This window comes from Leucobacter chromiireducens subsp. solipictus (assembly GCF_016758195.1).
Classification (GTDB): domain Bacteria; phylum Actinomycetota; class Actinomycetes; order Actinomycetales; family Microbacteriaceae; genus Leucobacter; species Leucobacter solipictus.
The window spans coordinates 18,137-33,895 of sequence record NZ_QYAC01000004.1; the positions used below are offsets into that span (position 1 = coordinate 18,137).

General features: G+C 71.5%; 10 protein-coding genes. 8 read left to right on the forward strand and 2 right to left on the reverse strand.

Annotated elements, in window-relative coordinates:
• Positions 1-55: 55 nt before the first annotated feature.
• Genes tatC through lnt form a run of 3 tightly spaced genes read left to right on the forward strand, consistent with a single transcriptional unit; the run spans position 56 to position 4,838 of the window.
• Positions 56-874, forward strand: coding sequence for a twin-arginine translocase subunit TatC (tatC, locus tag D3230_RS07975; protein ID WP_237467229.1), 819 nt, complete (start codon positions 56-58; stop codon positions 872-874).
• Complete coding sequence (locus D3230_RS07980) at positions 871-3,138, forward strand: DEAD/DEAH box helicase (RefSeq protein WP_202344526.1); 2,268 nt, start codon at positions 871-873, stop codon at positions 3,136-3,138. Before tatC ends, D3230_RS07980 begins: the two co-directional genes overlap by 4 nt.
• Positions 3,135-4,838: an apolipoprotein N-acyltransferase gene (lnt, locus tag D3230_RS07985; RefSeq protein ID WP_337249134.1), complete on the forward strand. Its 1,704-nt coding sequence runs from the start codon at positions 3,135-3,137 to the stop codon at positions 4,836-4,838. The genes D3230_RS07980 and lnt overlap by 4 nt, the downstream gene beginning before the upstream one ends.
• Here lnt and D3230_RS07990 read toward each other — a convergent pair.
• Positions 4,808-5,161: an RNA polymerase-binding protein RbpA gene (locus D3230_RS07990; RefSeq protein ID WP_202344527.1), complete on the reverse strand. Its 354-nt coding sequence runs from the start codon at positions 5,159-5,161 to the stop codon at positions 4,808-4,810. The two genes, lnt and D3230_RS07990, sit on opposite strands and share 31 nt — an antisense overlap.
• Positions 5,162-5,395: 234 nt before the next feature.
• Between D3230_RS07990 and D3230_RS07995 the strand changes: the two genes are divergently transcribed.
• From D3230_RS07995 to D3230_RS08015, 5 genes are all read left to right on the forward strand, one after another.
• The gene (locus D3230_RS07995) at positions 5,396-6,157 is read left to right on the forward strand and encodes an SDR family oxidoreductase (RefSeq protein WP_202344528.1); all 762 of its coding nucleotides are present in this window, start codon (positions 5,396-5,398) and stop codon (positions 6,155-6,157) included.
• A 411-nt stretch (positions 6,158-6,568) separates the two neighbouring features.
• The gene (gene gltB / locus D3230_RS08000; RefSeq protein WP_202344529.1) at positions 6,569-11,182 is read left to right on the forward strand and encodes a glutamate synthase large subunit; all 4,614 of its coding nucleotides are present in this window, start codon (positions 6,569-6,571) and stop codon (positions 11,180-11,182) included.
• A complete protein-coding gene (locus tag D3230_RS08005; RefSeq protein ID WP_202344530.1) occupies positions 11,175-12,650 on the forward strand; it encodes a glutamate synthase subunit beta in 1,476 nt (491 codons plus the stop codon). Before gltB ends, D3230_RS08005 begins: the two co-directional genes overlap by 8 nt.
• Before the next feature lie 73 nt (positions 12,651-12,723).
• Positions 12,724-13,377 (forward strand): NAD(P)-dependent oxidoreductase, encoded by a 654-nt coding sequence (locus tag D3230_RS08010; protein ID WP_202344531.1) that lies wholly within the window; start codon positions 12,724-12,726, stop codon positions 13,375-13,377.
• A 36-nt stretch (positions 13,378-13,413) separates the two neighbouring features.
• Complete coding sequence (locus D3230_RS08015; protein WP_202344532.1) at positions 13,414-14,979, forward strand: DUF7059 domain-containing protein; 1,566 nt, start codon at positions 13,414-13,416, stop codon at positions 14,977-14,979.
• Here the strand turns inward: D3230_RS08015 and D3230_RS08020 are convergent.
• Positions 14,944-15,696 (reverse strand): TSUP family transporter, encoded by a 753-nt coding sequence (locus D3230_RS08020; protein ID WP_202344533.1) that lies wholly within the window; start codon positions 15,694-15,696, stop codon positions 14,944-14,946. The two genes, D3230_RS08015 and D3230_RS08020, sit on opposite strands and share 36 nt — an antisense overlap.
• Positions 15,697-15,759: the final 63 nt, after the last annotated feature.

Here is a 15,759-nt window from a genome sequence, read left to right on the forward strand (position 1 = left end):
CGGCTCACCGGCGACGCGCGACGGGGCGCGCCCCGTCCTGAGATACACTGATCGAATGGCACGAGAGCCTCGCACGAAGCGTTCCCCGGACGGGCGCATGACCCTTGGCGACCACCTGGTTGAGCTGCGCAAGCGCCTCATGATCTCCGCAATCGCGATCGTCGTTGCGCTCGTCGCCGGCTGGTTCCTCTCGGACTGGGTGTGGGACATGCTGCGCCGCCCGATCGAACAGCTCGGGGAGCAGGGCCGGGACGCGATCATCGCCTATGGCGACATCACGGGGGCGTTCGACACCAAGGTGCAGATCGCGCTGTTTATCGCCATCCTCATCGCGTCTCCCGTTTGGCTCTACCAGATTTGGGCGTTCCTTGCCCCCGGCCTCACGAAGCGCGAAAAGCTGTACGGCGTGGGGTTCCTCGGCGCGGCGGTTCCCCTGTTCCTGGGCGGCGCGTTCGCCGGGTGGATGGTGATGCCCAACATCGTCCGGCTGCTCGCGAGCTTCCAGCCCGACGAGGACGCGTTTTACCTGCAGGCGCGGCTCTACCTGGACTTCGCCGTCAAGCTGCTGCTCGCGGTCGGGATCGGCTTCGTCATGCCGGCGCTCCTCGTGATGCTGAACTTCATGGGCGTGCTGCGCGGCCAGTCGATTCTGAAGAGCTGGCGGATCGCGATCCTGCTGATCATCCTGTTCGCGGGGATCACGACCCCGGCCGCTGACCTCATGAGCATGTTCCTGCTCGCGGCCCCCATCGCGGTGCTGTATTTCGCGGCCGCGGGCATCGCGATCCTGCACGATCGTCGGGCGGATAAACGCCGCGCCGCCGAGTTCGCGGAATACGACCTCGATCCCGTAGCCACAAAGGACGACGAATGACCGAGACTGCAGCGCCCACCACCACCCCCGAAGAGACGGCGCTGCAGTTCTTTGCCGGCCGTCTCGACTATCCGCTTGACTCCTTCCAGGTCACGGCCTGTCAGCGACTCGAAGAGGGACGCAGCGTGCTCGTTGCCGCCCCCACGGGATCCGGGAAAACCACCATCGCCGAGTTCGCGGTGTATCTCGCGCGCCGTGAGCGCGACGCGCGCATCTTCTACACGGCCCCCATCAAAGCGCTCTCGAACCAGAAGTTCCGGGAACTGTGCGCCGAGTACGGCGAGGACGAGGTGGGACTCCTGACGGGGGATCTGAACATCCGCGGCGACGCCCCCATCGTGGTGATGACCACGGAGGTGCTGCGGAACATGATCTACGCGGAATCGGACGCGCTCACGGATCTCGCCTTTGTCGTGCTCGACGAGGTGCACTACCTGGGCGACCGCTTCCGCGGCGCGGTGTGGGAAGAGATCATCCTGCACCTGCCGCGGGAGGTGCGGCTCGTCGCGCTCTCGGCCACGGTCTCGAACGCCGAGGAGTTCGGCGATTGGATGCACGCGGTGCGCGGCGACACGGACGTGGTGCTCTCGGAGCACCGCCCCGTCCCGCTCTACCAGCACGTGCTCACGCCCAAGGAGCTGATGCCGCTCTACGTAGGGCGCGACGGCGGCCTCGCGGAGCGCGGGCGGCTGAACCCCGAGCTGCGGATGTTGGAGGCCGGGGGCCGGGGCTCCGGGCGCGGCGGGCGCGATCGGGCGCGGGGCCGGGCCCCGCAGCGCCGGGGTCGCCGGGTGTCCCGCGCCGACATCGTGCGTGCGCTCGACGAGACCGAGCTGCTGCCCGCGATCGTGTTCATCTTCAGCCGGAACGGCTGCGATCAGGCGGTGCGGCAGTGCCTGTTCGAGGGCATCACGCTCACCACCCGGGAGGAGCGCGAGGAGATCCGGCGCATCGCTCGGGCCGAGACGCGCGACATGAGCGAGGAGGAGCGTCGAGTCCTCGGCGTGCGCGAGTGGATCGCGGGCCTGGAGCGGGGGATCGCGGCCCACCACGCCGGGCTGCTGCCCGCGTTCAAGGCCGTCGTGGAGCGGCTCTTTCAGCAGCGGCTCGTGAAGGTCGTGTTCGCGACGGAGACGCTTGCGCTCGGCATCAACATGCCCGCTCGGGCGGTCGCGATCGAGCGGCTCGACAAGTTCAACGGCGAGCAGCGGGTGCCCCTGACCTCGGGGGAGTACACGCAGCTCACCGGGCGTGCCGGCCGCCGCGGCATCGACGTCGAGGGGCACGCCGTGGTCGTGTGGAGCGACAGCGTCGAGCTTGAAGCGCTCGCGCACCTCGCCGGGGCGCGGTCGTTTCCCGTGAAGTCCAGCTTCCGGCCCACCCCGAATATGGCGGTCAACCTGTTGCAGCGGATGGACGAGGAGCGCGTGCGGGAGACGCTCGAACTGTCCTTCGCGCAGTTCCAAGCGGACCGCGCGGTGGTGGATCAGGCGCGGGAACTCCGCGCCGAGCAAGACTCGCTCGCCGGATACGACCGGGCCGCCGCGAAGGCACAGGGAGCCGACCGCAAGCGCTGGGAGGATCGGGCCCGCAAGCTGCGGCGCCGGATCGAGCGCGGCCGTCGCCAGGTTGCCTCGCGCACCGGCACGATCGCGCGCACCTTCGACCGGGTGGTGCACATGCTGCTCGAACTCGGGTACCTCGATCGCATCGCGGGCGAACCCCAGGTCACCATCTGGGGTGAGCTGCTGCGACGGATCTACGGCGAACGCGACCTGCTGGTGGCCGAGTGCCTCCGCGCGGACGCGTTCCGCGGCCTCGACGCCCCCGGCCTCGCGGCGATGTGCTGCGTGCTGAGCTACGAGGCGCGCCGCGACGAGGAAGGCTCACCGCGGCTTCCTGGCGGCGCCTTCCTCGCCGCGCACGATCGCGTTCTCGAGATCTGGGAGCGCCTGGACGATCTCGCGGAGCGCTCGCGCCTGCCGCGCAGCGAAATGCCCGACGCGGGCCTCGCCGGTACGATGCACGCCTGGGCCTCCGGCCAGCCGATCGAACGGGTGCTCGAAGAGGCAGGTCTCGGCGCTGGGGACTTCGTGCGCTGGACCAAGCAGACCATCGACCTGCTCGATCAGATCGCACAGGCCTGCGAAGCGGGCGTCCGGGCCGGCCTGACGAGCCCGGACCTCGGGGACCTTGCACAGCTGGCACGCTCCGCGAAGCGCTCGGTGCGCCGCGGCATCGTGGAAGCGTCGAGTACGTCGTGAGCGGGGCGCATGCCACGGGGGCAGTGACCGGGGCTGGCTCTCCGCTGAGCACGGCCCCCGTTCTCGGCAGCGCGCGCGCCGACGACGCGCACCCCGACGACGCGCGTGCGCCGCGCAGGCTGCGGTGGTGGACGTCCCTGCTTGCCGCCGCCGGGGGCGGGCTGGTGCTCGACGCGGCCGGCCCCGGACTGGGATGGTGGCCGCTTGCGCTGCCCGCGGCGGCACTGATCCTCCTCGCCGTGTGGCAGCAGCGCGCACGGTGGGGCCTGCTCGCCGGCGCCGTCGCCGGGTGCGCGTTCTGGGGTCCGCACATCTCCTGGCTGACGCTGTACCTGGGACTCGTGCCCTGGGCCGGACTCACCGCCGTGATGACGGCGTGGTTCGCGCTGTTCGGTGCGCTCGTGGCCGCCGGCACGCGCGGGCTTGCCCGGGCCGCCGTGTTCCGCTCGCGCCCGAACCTGCTCCTCGGGGCGCAGGCGGCGACAGCCGCCGGCCTGTGGGTGCTGCGTGAATCCGTGCAGGGGTCCTGGCCCTACGGCGGCTTCGCCTGGGGGCGGCTCGCCCACACGCAAGCAACGGGTTGGCTCGCGGAGTCCGTATCGTGGCTGGGGTTTTCCGGGTTGAGCGGGGCGATCGCCTGCGTCGCGGCCCTCTGCGTGGCGGCCGGAATGGCGGCGTGGGGCGCGCGTGGCGGCGGCCCCGGTGTCCGGACGCGCACGACGGCGGCCGTCGCGGGCGCCGTCGCGCTGCTCGCGGTGATGATGCTCGTCCCGGCGGCGCCGCTGCCCCAGGACGGCACGCTTCGGGTGGCCGCGATCCAGGGAAACTCGAAGTCCGCGATCTTCGATGATCGCGAATCGGGGGCGGTGTTCCGCGATCATGCCCGGGCCACAACGCGCCTGCTCGACGAGCTTGACGCTGCGGGGGAGCGCGTTGACCTCATCGTGTGGCCCGAGAACAGCGCCGAGTTCGACCTGCCCGGCAACACGCTTCGCGACTTCGAGGTTGCGGGGCTCGCTCGCCGGGCGGGGGCCCCGATCGTGGCGGGATCGATCCTCCAGGATCCGGACGGCAGCTACACGAACAGCGCCGTGGTGTGGGACGCGCGTGGCGACACGGGCGCGCGCTACGATAAGCGCTTCCCCGTGCCCTTCGCGGAGTACATGCCGAATCGGGACTTCTTCCACATGCTCGCGCCGGACCTCGTGGACCTGGTGCAGCTCGAATACACGGCGGGCACACGGTCCACCGTGCTCGAGCTGGACACGCCCGCGGGCACGGTCGCCGCGGGCCTCGCGATCTGCTTCGACATCATCTTCGACGCTCAGGCGGATGCGATGGTGGACGGGGGTGCGCAGGTGATCCTCGCCCCCACGAACAACGCGGACTTCGGGCGTACGGACGAGAGCGCCCAGCAGCTCCAGATCGCCCGGTTGCGTGCCACTGAAACGGGCCGGCCGCTCGTGAACATTTCCACTGTCGGCACGAGTGCGGTGGTGTCGCCCGCCGGCGAAACGCTCACCGGGCTCACTCCCTTCACCGCCGACGCGATGGTCGCGGAGATTCCGCTCGTGAGCGGCACGACGCCCGCGGTGCGTTTCGGTGCGGTGATTGCGGGTGCGTGGATGCTGATCGGCGCGATGGGTGCGGCGATCGGTGTGGTGCTCGGCTACGAGCCGCGGCGCTTGCGCAGGAGCTGAAGCCGCTCCTCCAGCAGTTCTTCGAGCTCTTCGCGCGTGCGGCGTTCGATGAGCATGTCCCACGGGGTGCGCTGCGAGGACTCCTTCTCCTCGAACTCGGCGCGCGCGGTGCGACCCGCCTCGTCATCCAGGAACCCGAGTTCGCCACTCTTTTGGTCGAGCCATTCGGCGGGCGGCTCGGCGTCCGCGTCGAAGAGCACCGAAAAGCGGGTGCCCCGGTCGGTCAGGTATTCGACGGTGCGACGCGGCGAGAGCTCCACGCCCTCTTCGCCCTGCAGGCTGGTCGCGCCGATGCGCGTCCCGCGAAGTGTTCGATCGGCCATGCTGGACCTCCTCACCTTCGGGGCCGGTCTGGACGGCCCCTCCCGTGCCTCGCAGCCTACTCCGTCGGGCACCCCCGCCGAAAGCCCCCCTGGAGCGAACCGGAGGCGCGGCCGTGGGGCTGGACACGGGGCCGGACACGGGACTGGCGCGCGACTTCGCCCGGTCATGCCCCGGGGGCGCGCCCGCCTCCACTACCCTGGAGTACGTTCACTTCGTCGATGTGAGGAGCACTAGTGACACAGAATCTTGAGCCGGGAAGTCTTTCCGGCCGCCGCGCGCTCGTAACCGGTTCGTCCCGCGGGGTCGGGGCCGACACGGTCCGGATCTTCGCCGAGGCCGGGGCCGACGTCGTCGTGAACTTCCGGAACAAGGCGCCCCGCGCCGAGAAGCTCGCCACGCAGCTCCGTGAACTCGGCGTGCGCGCGCTCGTGCAGGGGGCGGATCTCACGGATCCGGCCTCGGTGGCGGGCATGATGGACGCGATCCGCGAGGAGTTTGGCGGGCTCGACATCCTCGTCCTGAACGCATCCGGTGGCATGGAGGGCGGCATGGCCGAGGACTATGCGCTCCAGCTGAACCGGGACGCGCAGCTTTCCGTGCTCGAGGCGGCACTTCCGCTGATGGCTGAGGGGGGTCGCGTGGTGTTTGTGACGAGCCACCAGGCGCACTTCATCAACACCACGCCCACGATGCCCGAGTACGAGCCTGTGGCGCGCTCGAAGCGTGCCGGCGAGGACGCGCTGCGCGAGCGCATTCCGGCGCTTGCCGAGCGCGGCATCGAGTTCGCCGTGGTCTCCGGGGACATGATCGAGGGCACCGTCACCGCGACCCTGCTCAACCGCCTGAACCCGGGCGCCATCGAGGAGCGCCGCGAGCAGGCCGGACGCCTGTACAACGTCGCGGAGTTCGCGGCCGAGGTCGCCCTCGCCGCCGTCGAGCCCGTCCCCGCGGACCACACCCGCCTCGTGGGGGACACGAGCAGCTTCGGCGGCTAACGCGTCCCGCACCATTCTTTTCGCGCGGTGCCCCCTCCCGCGCGCGAGCTTCGAAGGGTGAGGTGTGACCGCTTCCGCGTACGGAAGCGGCCACACCTCACCCTTCGGCGTTTCGGACCGGTGCATGCGGCCGGCCGCGACGTGTTCGATAGTTGGCACGAGCTGGGGCGTGGTTTCAGGTATCGGATTCGACCGCGCTACGGCCTGCTCGGGCGCGATTTCCGTGGCGAAACGGTTGTGTTTCGGGCGTGTTACGGGCGCGTCAGACCTGCGGTGCCCGGGCGGCATGATCGCATGATCTGCGACAACTCCCGGGTGTCCACCGAATGCTCCGCAGGAACTGCGTTCAAGTGGTCAAAACGCCGAAGAAACGAGTGTTAGATTCGAAGTCCCCGAACAGTGAGGACCTCGATGAGCGCACGCACCCCCTCAGAACACCCCGCTGCGGTCGGGCTCTACGATCCCGCGGACGAGCGCGACGCCTGCGGCCTCGCGGCCGTCGTGACGCTGACGGGGACCCCGGATCACGAGATCGTCACCCTCGCGCTGCGGGCACTCGAACACCTGGAGCATCGGGGGGCCGTCGGCTCCGACGCGGGGACCGGGGACGGTGCGGGGATCCTGTGCGATCTCCCCGACGGGTTGATCCGGGCCGAGCTGGCCGCGCAAGATCCCGCGCTCGAGCTCCCGCCACTCGGGGGCTACGCCGCGGGCCTCGCGTTCCTGCCGACCCAGTCCACCGAGCGTCGCGCCGTGCAGTTCCGGATCGCGGCCCTCGCGGCCGAGGAGGGCCTCGCCGTGTTGAGCTGGCGGCCCGTCGCCGTGCGACCCGAGGTGCTGGGCGAGAGCGCGCGCGCCGCAGCGCCCACGATCACGCAGCTCATCGTGGCACCGGGCCACGCCACCCCGCTGTCCCCGGAGGAACTCGAGCGCCGCGCGTTTCGTCTCCGCAAGCGTGCGCAGCACGACACAGGCACCTACCTGCCCTCGCTCTCGGCCCGCACCATCGTCTACAAGGGGATGGTCACGACGCTCCAGCTCGCGGAGTTCTACCCCGAGCTGCGCGATCCCCGCTTCACGTCTCGCTTCGCGATCGTGCACTCCCGCTACTCCACGAATACCTTCCCATCGTGGCACCTGGCCCAGCCGCTGCGCCTGGTCGCCCACAACGGCGAGATCAACACGGTCCGCGGGAATCGGAACTGGATGCGCGCCCGGGAGGCGCAGCTCGAGTCCGATCGCCTGGGGGATGTGCGGCAGCTGCTCCCGATCTGCACGCCCGGCGGGAGCGATTCAGTGAGCTTCGATGAGGTCCTCGAGCTGCTGGTCATGGCGGGGCGTTCGCTGCCGCACGCCCTCGCGATGATGGTCCCCGAGGCGTGGGAGTCGGAGACGGGCCTCAGCGCCGAGCTCACGGACTTCCTCGAGTACCACTCCCTCCTCATGGAGCCGTGGGATGGCCCGGCCGCGATGATCGCGACCGACGGGAACGAACTCGTCGCCCTGCTGGATCGCAACGGGCTTCGCCCCGGCCGCACCCTGACCACGACGGATGGCCTGCTCGTGATCGCGAGCGAGGCGGGCGTGCTCGACATCGCGCCGGAACGCGTGGCCCACCGGGGCCGGCTCCGCCCCGGCCGGATGCTCGCCGTCGATCTCGCGACCGGACAGATCCGCGAGGACGCCGAGGTCAAGCAGGATCTCGCCACGAGCGCGCCGTGGGGACAGTGGCTGGACGAGGGCCGGATCCGGCTCGCCGAACAGCCCGAACGCGAACACCTGGTCCACCCGCCGGCCTCGATCAACCGCCGCCAGCGCACGTTTGGCTTCACCGAGGAAGAGCTCCGCCTCGTCCTGACGCCCATGGCGCGCGACGGCGTGGAGCCCCTCGCGGCGATGGGCACCGACACCCCGATCGCGGCGCTCTCCGATCGGCCGCGCCACCTGCACGATTACTTCGTGCAGCAGTTCGCGCAGGTCACGAACCCGCCGCTCGACGCGCTCCGTGAAGAGCTCGTCACGAGTCTGCGCGCGGGCATGGGGCCGCAAGAAAATCTTCTGACCCAGTCCGCGGCGCACGCCCGCCAGGTGATCCTCGACTTCCCGGTGATCAATAATGACGCGCTGGCGCGGATCCAGCACTTTGGTGACGATCCGCTCCGCGAGCGCGCGGTGACCCTGCGCGGCCTGTACCCGGTGGAGCGGGGGGCCGCGGGGCTCGCCGAGCGCTTGGACGCCATGTGCGCGGAGGCCGACGCCGCCATCGCGGCCGGGGCCGAGTTTCTGATTATCTCGGACCGCGACTCCACCCGGGCCCTCGCGCCCGTGCCGTCGCTGCTCGCCGTTTCGGCCGTGCACCATCACCTGATCCGGGCGGGATCGCGCATGCGCGTCGCCCTGATCGCGGAGTCCGGCGATGTGCGGGAGGTGCACCACGTCGCCGTGCTGATCGGCTACGGGGCCGCCGCCGTCAACCCCTACCTCGCGATGGAAACCGTCGAGCTTTTGGTGCGCGACGGCTCGATCACGGGCGTGGACGAGACGCGGGCCGTGGCGAACCTGATCACCGCGCTCGGCAAGGGCATGCTCAAGGTGATGAGCAAGATGGGGATCTCCACGGTCGCCTCGTACTGCGGGGCCCAGACCTTCGAGGCGATCGGCCTGGGCCAGCCCGTGGTCGATCGGTACTTCACGGGCACGGCGTCCCGGCTCGGCGGGGTCGGCCTCGACGTGCTCGCGGAGGAGATCGCCGCCCGGCATCGCACCGCCTACCCCGACGACGCGGCGGCGCTGGCCCACGAGCGCCTCGAGACCGGCGGCGAGTACCGCTGGCGGCGCGATGAAGCCCCGCACCTGTTCGACCCGCACACCGTGTTCACGCTGCAACACGCGACGCGGACGGGCCGCCGCGACGTGTTCGCCGACTACACGGCGCGCGTGAACGAGCAAGAGCAGCGGCTCATGACGTTGCGCGGCCTGTTCCGTTTCGCACCGCAGCGCCCGGCCGTGCCGCTCGCCGAGGTGGAGCCGGCCGAGTCGATCGTGCGGCGCTTCGCCACCGGCGCGATGAGCTACGGCTCGATCTCGCCCGAGGCGCACGAGACGCTCGCGATCGCGATGAACCAGCTCGGCGGGCGATCCAACACCGGCGAGGGCGGAGAGAGCACGGACCGCCTCGACGATCCGGCGCGGCGCAGCGCGATCAAGCAGGTCGCCTCGGGCCGCTTCGGGGTGACGAGCCACTATCTCACGAGCGCGGACGAGATCCAGATCAAGCTCGCGCAGGGCGCGAAGCCCGGCGAGGGCGGGCAGTTGCCGCCCGGCAAGATGTACCCGTGGATCGCCCGCACGCGGCATGCCACCCCGGGCGTGGGGCTGATCTCCCCGCCGCCGCACCACGACATCTACTCCATCGAGGATCTGAAGCAGCTCATATTCGACCTGAAGCGCGCCAACCCGGCGGCGCGGATCTCGACGAAGCTCGTCGCCCAGAGCGGGATCGGCCCGGTCGCGGCCGGCGTCGCCAAGGCGCTGTCCGACGTGATTCTCGTGTCCGGCCACGACGGGGGCACCGGTGCGAGCCCGATGAACTCGCTCAAGCACGCGGGGAGCCCGTGGGAACTCGGCCTCGCCGAGGCGCAGCAGACCCTCATGCTGAACGGGCTGCGCGAGCGCGTGGTGTTGCAGGCGGACGGTCAGCTGAAGACCGGGCGCGACGTGGTCATCGCTGCGCTGCTCGGGGCGGAGGAGTTCGGCTTCGCGACCGCCCCACTCGTGGTGTCCGGCTGCATCATGATGCGGGTGTGCCACCTGGATACCTGCCCGGTCGGGGTGGCCACGCAGAACCCCGAGCTGCGGGATCGCTTCACCGGGAAGGCCGCCCACATCGTGAACTTCTTCACCTTCATCGCGGAGGAGGTGCGTGAGATCCTCGCCGGGCTCGGCTACCGCACGCTCGCCGAGGCGGTCGGCGACACGGCCTCCCTCGACGTGAGCGAAGCGATCTCGCACTGGAAAGCGTCGGGGCTCGACCTCACGCCGATCCTGCGCGGCCCCGCGTTCGGCCCGGACGCCCCCCGCCGCCACGGCATCGAGCAGGATCACGAACTCGAAACGCACTTCGACGTGCCCGTGATCGCGCTCGCCGAGGACGCGCTCACCGCGCGGCGGCCCGTCGTCTTCGACCTGCCGGTGCGCAACGTCGACCGCGCGGTCGGCACCCTGCTCGGACACGAGGTGACGCGCCGCTTCGGTGCGGCCGGGCTCGCGCCCGAAACGATCGACCTCACCCTGCAGGGCTCCGCCGGGCAGTCGCTCGGCGCGTTCCTGCCCGCTGGGATCACCCTGCGCCTCCTGGGGGAGGCGAACGACTACGTCGGGAAGGGGCTCTCGGGCGGCGAAATCACGATCCGCCCCCACCCGCGCGCCGCGCACACGGCGGCGGGGAACGTGATCGCCGGCAACGTCATCGGCTACGGGGCGACGAGCGGCGCCCTGTGGATCGCGGGCGTGGTGGGCGAACGGTTCCTCGTGCGCGGGTCCGGGGCCACCGCGGTGGTGGAGGGCACCGGGGACCACGCGCTCGAGTACTTCACGGGCGGCTTCGCGCTGATCCTCGGCCCGACGGGCCGGAACATCGGGGCGGGCATGTCGGGCGGCGAGGCCGTGATCCTGGACCTGGATCCCGCCGACGTCAACGCGGCGGAACTCGCCTCGGGGGCGCTCCAGCTGCAGCCGCTGGGCGCGCAGGGCGAGGGCGCGATCCCGGATGGCGAGGCCCGAGCCCTTCGCGCCCGGATTCGGGAACTGCTGGAGCGGCACGTGGAGCAGACGGACTCCGCCCGGGCCGTCGCCCTGCTCGCCGAGCTGGACACCGATCCGGAACGCGGCTTTGCCCGCTTCACCCGGCTCATCCCGCGCGGCTACGCCCGCGTGCTCACCATCCGCGCACGCGCGCACGCCGCCGGGGCCGACCCGGACGGGGCACCCGTGTGGAACGAGATCTTGGAGGCAACACATGGCTGATCCGCGCGGATTCCTCACGGTGCGGGAACGGGAACTCCAGCCGAAGCGTCCGGTGGCCCTGCGGCTGCTGGACTGGCGCGAGGTCGTCGACCCCGCCGACCCGACGCTCGTGGCGCGCCAGGCGTCCCGCTGCATGGACTGCGGGGTGGCGTTCTGCCACCAGGGGTGCCCGCTCGGGAACCTCATCCCCGAGTGGAACGACCTGGTGCACCGGGGCCGCGGCCGTGAGGCCATCGAACGGCTCCACGCGACCAACAACTTCCCCGAGTTCACCGGGCGGGCCTGCCCGGCGCCCTGCGAATCCGCGTGCGTGCTCGGGATCTCCGAACCCGCGGTGACGATCAAGCAGGTCGAGAACCACATCATCAACACCGCATTTGCGGAGGGGTGGGTCGTGCCGCACCCGCCCGAGCGGCTCACCGGGAAGACCGTCGCCGTGGTGGGGTCCGGCCCCGCGGGCCTCGCGGCCGCGCAGCAGCTCACCCGCGCCGGACACACGGTCGCCGTGTACGAGCGCGACGAGGCCCCCGGCGGCCTGCTGCGGTTCGGGATCCCGGACTTCAAGCTCGAGAAGTCGCTCGTGACGCGCCGGATCGAGCAGCTCAAAGCCGAGGGCACGCGCTTCCGCTGCGGCGTGGAGATCGGCGTGGACATGAGCTGGGCGGAGCTCCGGCGCCGCTTCGACGCCGTGATCGTGGCGACCGGCGCGACCGTCCCGCGGGCGCTCGGGGTGCCAGGCGAGGAGCTCGGCGGGGTGCTCCCCGCGATGCAGTTCCTCACCGCCGCGAACCGGGCGCAGCAGGGGGAGCCGGGAGACGTCGTCCCGCCGGAGCTGTCGGCCGCGGGCAAACACGTGATCGTGATCGGTGGCGGCGACACGGGTGCCGACTGCGTGGGCACGGCGCACCGGCAGGGGGCGCGTTCGGTGACGAGCCTCGCGATCGGCGCCCAGCCCCCGGAGACCCGCGCGGCGGGTCAGCCCTGGCCGGTACATCCCACCCTGTTCGAGGTGTCTAGTTCGCACGAGGAGGGCGGCGAGCGACGCTACCTCGCCGCCACGGTCGAGTGCGTGGGGGAGGACGGCCGGGTCACGGGGCTGCGCGTCGCCGAGACCGGATTCACCGAGCACGGGCGCGCCCCGATCCCCGGGACCGAGCAACGGTTCGCGGCGGATCTCGTGCTCGTCGCGCTCGGGTTCAGCGGCCCCGAACCGATCGCGGATCCGGCGCTCTCGCTCCCCGCTGGCCCGCGCGGCGCGCTGCTGCGCGGGGACGACTACGCGACCGAAATCCCCGGCGTGTTTGTGGCCGGCGACGCCGGTCGGGGCCAGTCGCTCATCGTCTGGGCGATCGCCGAGGGCCGTTCCGCCGCGGCCGCCGCCGACCGTTTCCTGACGGGCAGCACCGTGCTTCCCAGCCCGGTTGGCGCCCAGGAACGCGCCTTTGCCGTGCCAGCTGCGCGGGAATAGGCTGAGCCCAGGCGCGGTTGCCTGACACGAGCGCCGCGAACCACGCGACGCAGCCGAACGAAGGGAAATACCCATGACTCGAGTGACCATTGTCGGCGGGAGCGGCTACGCGGGGGCACACATCGCGGAGGCCGCGGCCGTCCGCGGCTTCGCGGTGACGAGCGTGACGCGCGGCGAAGTGGCGCAGCAGATTGGCGGGGTCACCTACACCCGCGGTTCGATCCTCGATCCCGCGGATCGCGCGCGCTGGATCGCCGGATCCGACGTCATCGTGGTCGCGATCTCGCCGCGCGGGGACATGTCCGGCGAGACGCGCCGCGCAATCGCGGAACTCGCGACGGAAGTTGCGGACGCCGCCGCACCGGGCGTGCGGCTCGGCGTCGTGGGCGGTGCCGGATCACTCCTGCAGGCACCCGGCGGCCCGCGCGTGATGGACGGCCCGGACTTCCCGGCCGAGATCCAGGCGGAGGCCGCCGAGATGGGCGACGTGCTCGAGGACCTCCGCGCCACCCCCGAACGGCTCGATTGGTTCTACGTCAGCCCGGCCGGCGGCTTCGGCCCCTGGGCGGCTGGCGAGTACACCGGCGAGTACCGCCTGGGCGGCGACGTGATCCTCACCGACGACGCGGGCAACTCGAACATCTCGGGTGCCGACTTCGGGGTGGCCGTGGTCGACGAGATCGAGACGCCGGAGCACCGCCGCCAGCGCTTCACGCTCGCGTACTAGGACCGGAAGGTCCCGGCCCGGCTCTACGCTAGAGGGATGGACCTCGAACTGATCCGTCATCTCCGCGCAGACCTCCGTGCCGCAGACTACCGATCGGCCGCCGTCCGCGGCCTCCTCGGCGAGGACGCGGACGCGGCGCGGCGGCGGGGCGTATTTGTCCCCGCCGCGCGCGCCCTCGCGGAGCGGGACGCGTCGCCACTGGCCACGCTGATCCGCGTGTTCCTCCTGGGGGAGGCGGTGTCCGCCGAGCTGCTCGACGCGGCGCTGCCGACGCTCGGCGCCCAGGGCGCCCGAGAACTCGAGCTCGTGGCCGACACGCCGACCGGGCTGCGCGCCGCGCTGTCGCTGAACCCCGAGACGGTGCCCGACGCGCGGGCGGACACGCCGCCGGAGTGGTGGATCCTTTCCGACCTCGACGATCAGCTGCGCCGCGGCCCCGCCCGCCCCGATCACGTCATGGGCGTGGGCGGGGCCACCCGCTCGCTGATCGCGCAGGCACCCACCAGCGATGCCGCGCTCAGCCTCGACCTCGGGACCGGCTGCGGCATCGTCGCCCTGCACCTCGCGCTGCGCGGTGGCCGCGTCATCGCGACCGACATCTCCGATCGCGCCCTCCGGCTGGCCGCGGCGAATGCGGTGCTGAACCGCATGGAGCACGCAATCGAGTTCCGGCGGGGGAGCCTTCTGACGCCGGTCGCCGGGGAGCGCTTCGACCTGATCCTCTCCAATCCGCCGTTTGTGATCACCCCGCGCACGGGTGACGGGCCGGTCTACGAGTACCGCGACGGGGGCCTCGTCGGCGACGCGCTCGCGGCGGCCGTCGTGCGCGAGGCGCCGGCCGCGCTCGCGCCGGACGGGACGCTCCTCTGCCTCGCGAACTGGGAGACCCCGTGGGGCGGGAACGGATTGCAGCGTGTCGGCGAGTGGCTCACCGCCGCGGCGGTGCCGCTGACGGCGTGGGTGATCGAGCGCGACCGGGTGAGCCCCGCGCAGTACGCCGAAACCTGGGCGCGAGACGGGGGCGCGCGGCCCGGCAGTGCGGAATTCGATGCCCTGCTGACGGGCTGGCTTGACGACTTCGCGGCGCGCCGGATCGTGGCGATCGGCCTCGGATCGATCCGGATTCGACGCGAAGACGCCGCGGCGGATCACGCCGCCGAGTCCGTGATTCACGTTGAGCAGGCCACCGGGGCGTGGAGCGAGGACGCGCTCGGTCAGGCCCTGGAACGCGCCTTTGCCGCCGGGTCCACCGCCGCACGGTTCAGCGATACGGAGGTGCTCGCGCACCGGTGGCTGGTGAGCGATTCGGTCGCTGAGGAGCGTGTGCACGATCCCGGATCGGACGCACCCCGGGCGATCACCCTGGTCACGGACCGGCCGATCGCGCGGCGGGTGATGGCGGATCCGCTGCTTGCCGCTGCGGTGGGCGCGAGCGACGGGGACCTCACACTCGGCCAGATTGCGGACGCCCTCGCGCAGCTCCTGGAGGTGGCCCCGGCGGCCGCCCGCGCCGCGGTGGTGGCGGGCGCCCGGGAGCTCGCCTGGCTCGGAATGCTGCGGCCCGCACTACCCGACGAGGTCGACGATCCCGCGAATCAGTGAGGCGGTCGCCCCGGCGAACGCCAGGAGGATGACGAAGCGCCGCACCTGTGCGGGCGTGACGACCCGCAGCAGCCGCTCGCCGAGCACGATCCCGCCGATGACCGAGACGAACACGAGCACCCAGAACCACCACTCCATGCGCGGCAGCGCGACCGGGTCCAGCAGCAGCTTCGTGACCACGGAGACGCCGCCCGTCAGGATGAAGTACGGCTGGAGCGTCGCCGCGAACGCGGTCTGGTTCCAGCGCGTGAGCACCGCATAGGCGCTGACCGCCGGCCCGCCGACCCCGGCGAGCGAGTTGGTGAGGCCGGAGAGAAACCCCGCGGCGGCGCGGGGCGAGCGGAGATCCGTCGCGAAGCGGTTCCCCGAGAGCACCAGCGACGCTCCGAGCGCCACGATCACGATCACCCCGACGGCCACCGCCATCACCGCGGGAGAGAACTGCAGCGCGAGCCAGGATCCGAGCACGGCCCCCACCACCGCGAAGGCCCCCAACCAGCGGAACATCGACCAGTCGACGGATCGCCACACCCGCGGCAGGATCAGCACGCTCGAGATCACGCCGAGCACGTTCACGAGCAGCACGCCGGAGTGCGCGCCCAGGAGCAGCGTCATGAACGGGGCAACGAGCAGCGCAAAGCCGAGGCCGGCCATCCGTTGGGCCGCGGAACCGACGACGACCAGCCCGATGATCAGGATCGCCGTTGCGAGCGTCACCGGGGACCCCCGATGCTCAGTGTTCGGTGCGTGTGTGACTCGCGCATGTGCCGCCTTCCGTCG

Bases quoted from the DNA above. Each gene is read 5' to 3' on its own strand.
- D3230_RS07980 (WP_202344526.1), top strand. From the start codon at position 871: ATGACCGAGACTGCAGCGCCCACCACCACCCCCGAAGAGACGGCGCTG.
- tatC (WP_237467229.1), top strand. From the start codon at position 56: ATGGCACGAGAGCCTCGCACGAAGCGTTCCCCGGACGGGCGCATGACC.
- D3230_RS07990 (WP_202344527.1), bottom strand. From the start codon at position 5,161: ATGGCCGATCGAACACTTCGCGGGACGCGCATCGGCGCGACCAGCCTG.
- D3230_RS08010 (WP_202344531.1), top strand. From the start codon at position 12,724: ATGACTCGAGTGACCATTGTCGGCGGGAGCGGCTACGCGGGGGCACAC.
- gltB (WP_202344529.1), top strand. From the start codon at position 6,569: ATGAGCGCACGCACCCCCTCAGAACACCCCGCTGCGGTCGGGCTCTAC.
- D3230_RS08005 (WP_202344530.1), top strand. From the start codon at position 11,175: ATGGCTGATCCGCGCGGATTCCTCACGGTGCGGGAACGGGAACTCCAG.
- D3230_RS08015 (WP_202344532.1), top strand. From the start codon at position 13,414: ATGGACCTCGAACTGATCCGTCATCTCCGCGCAGACCTCCGTGCCGCA.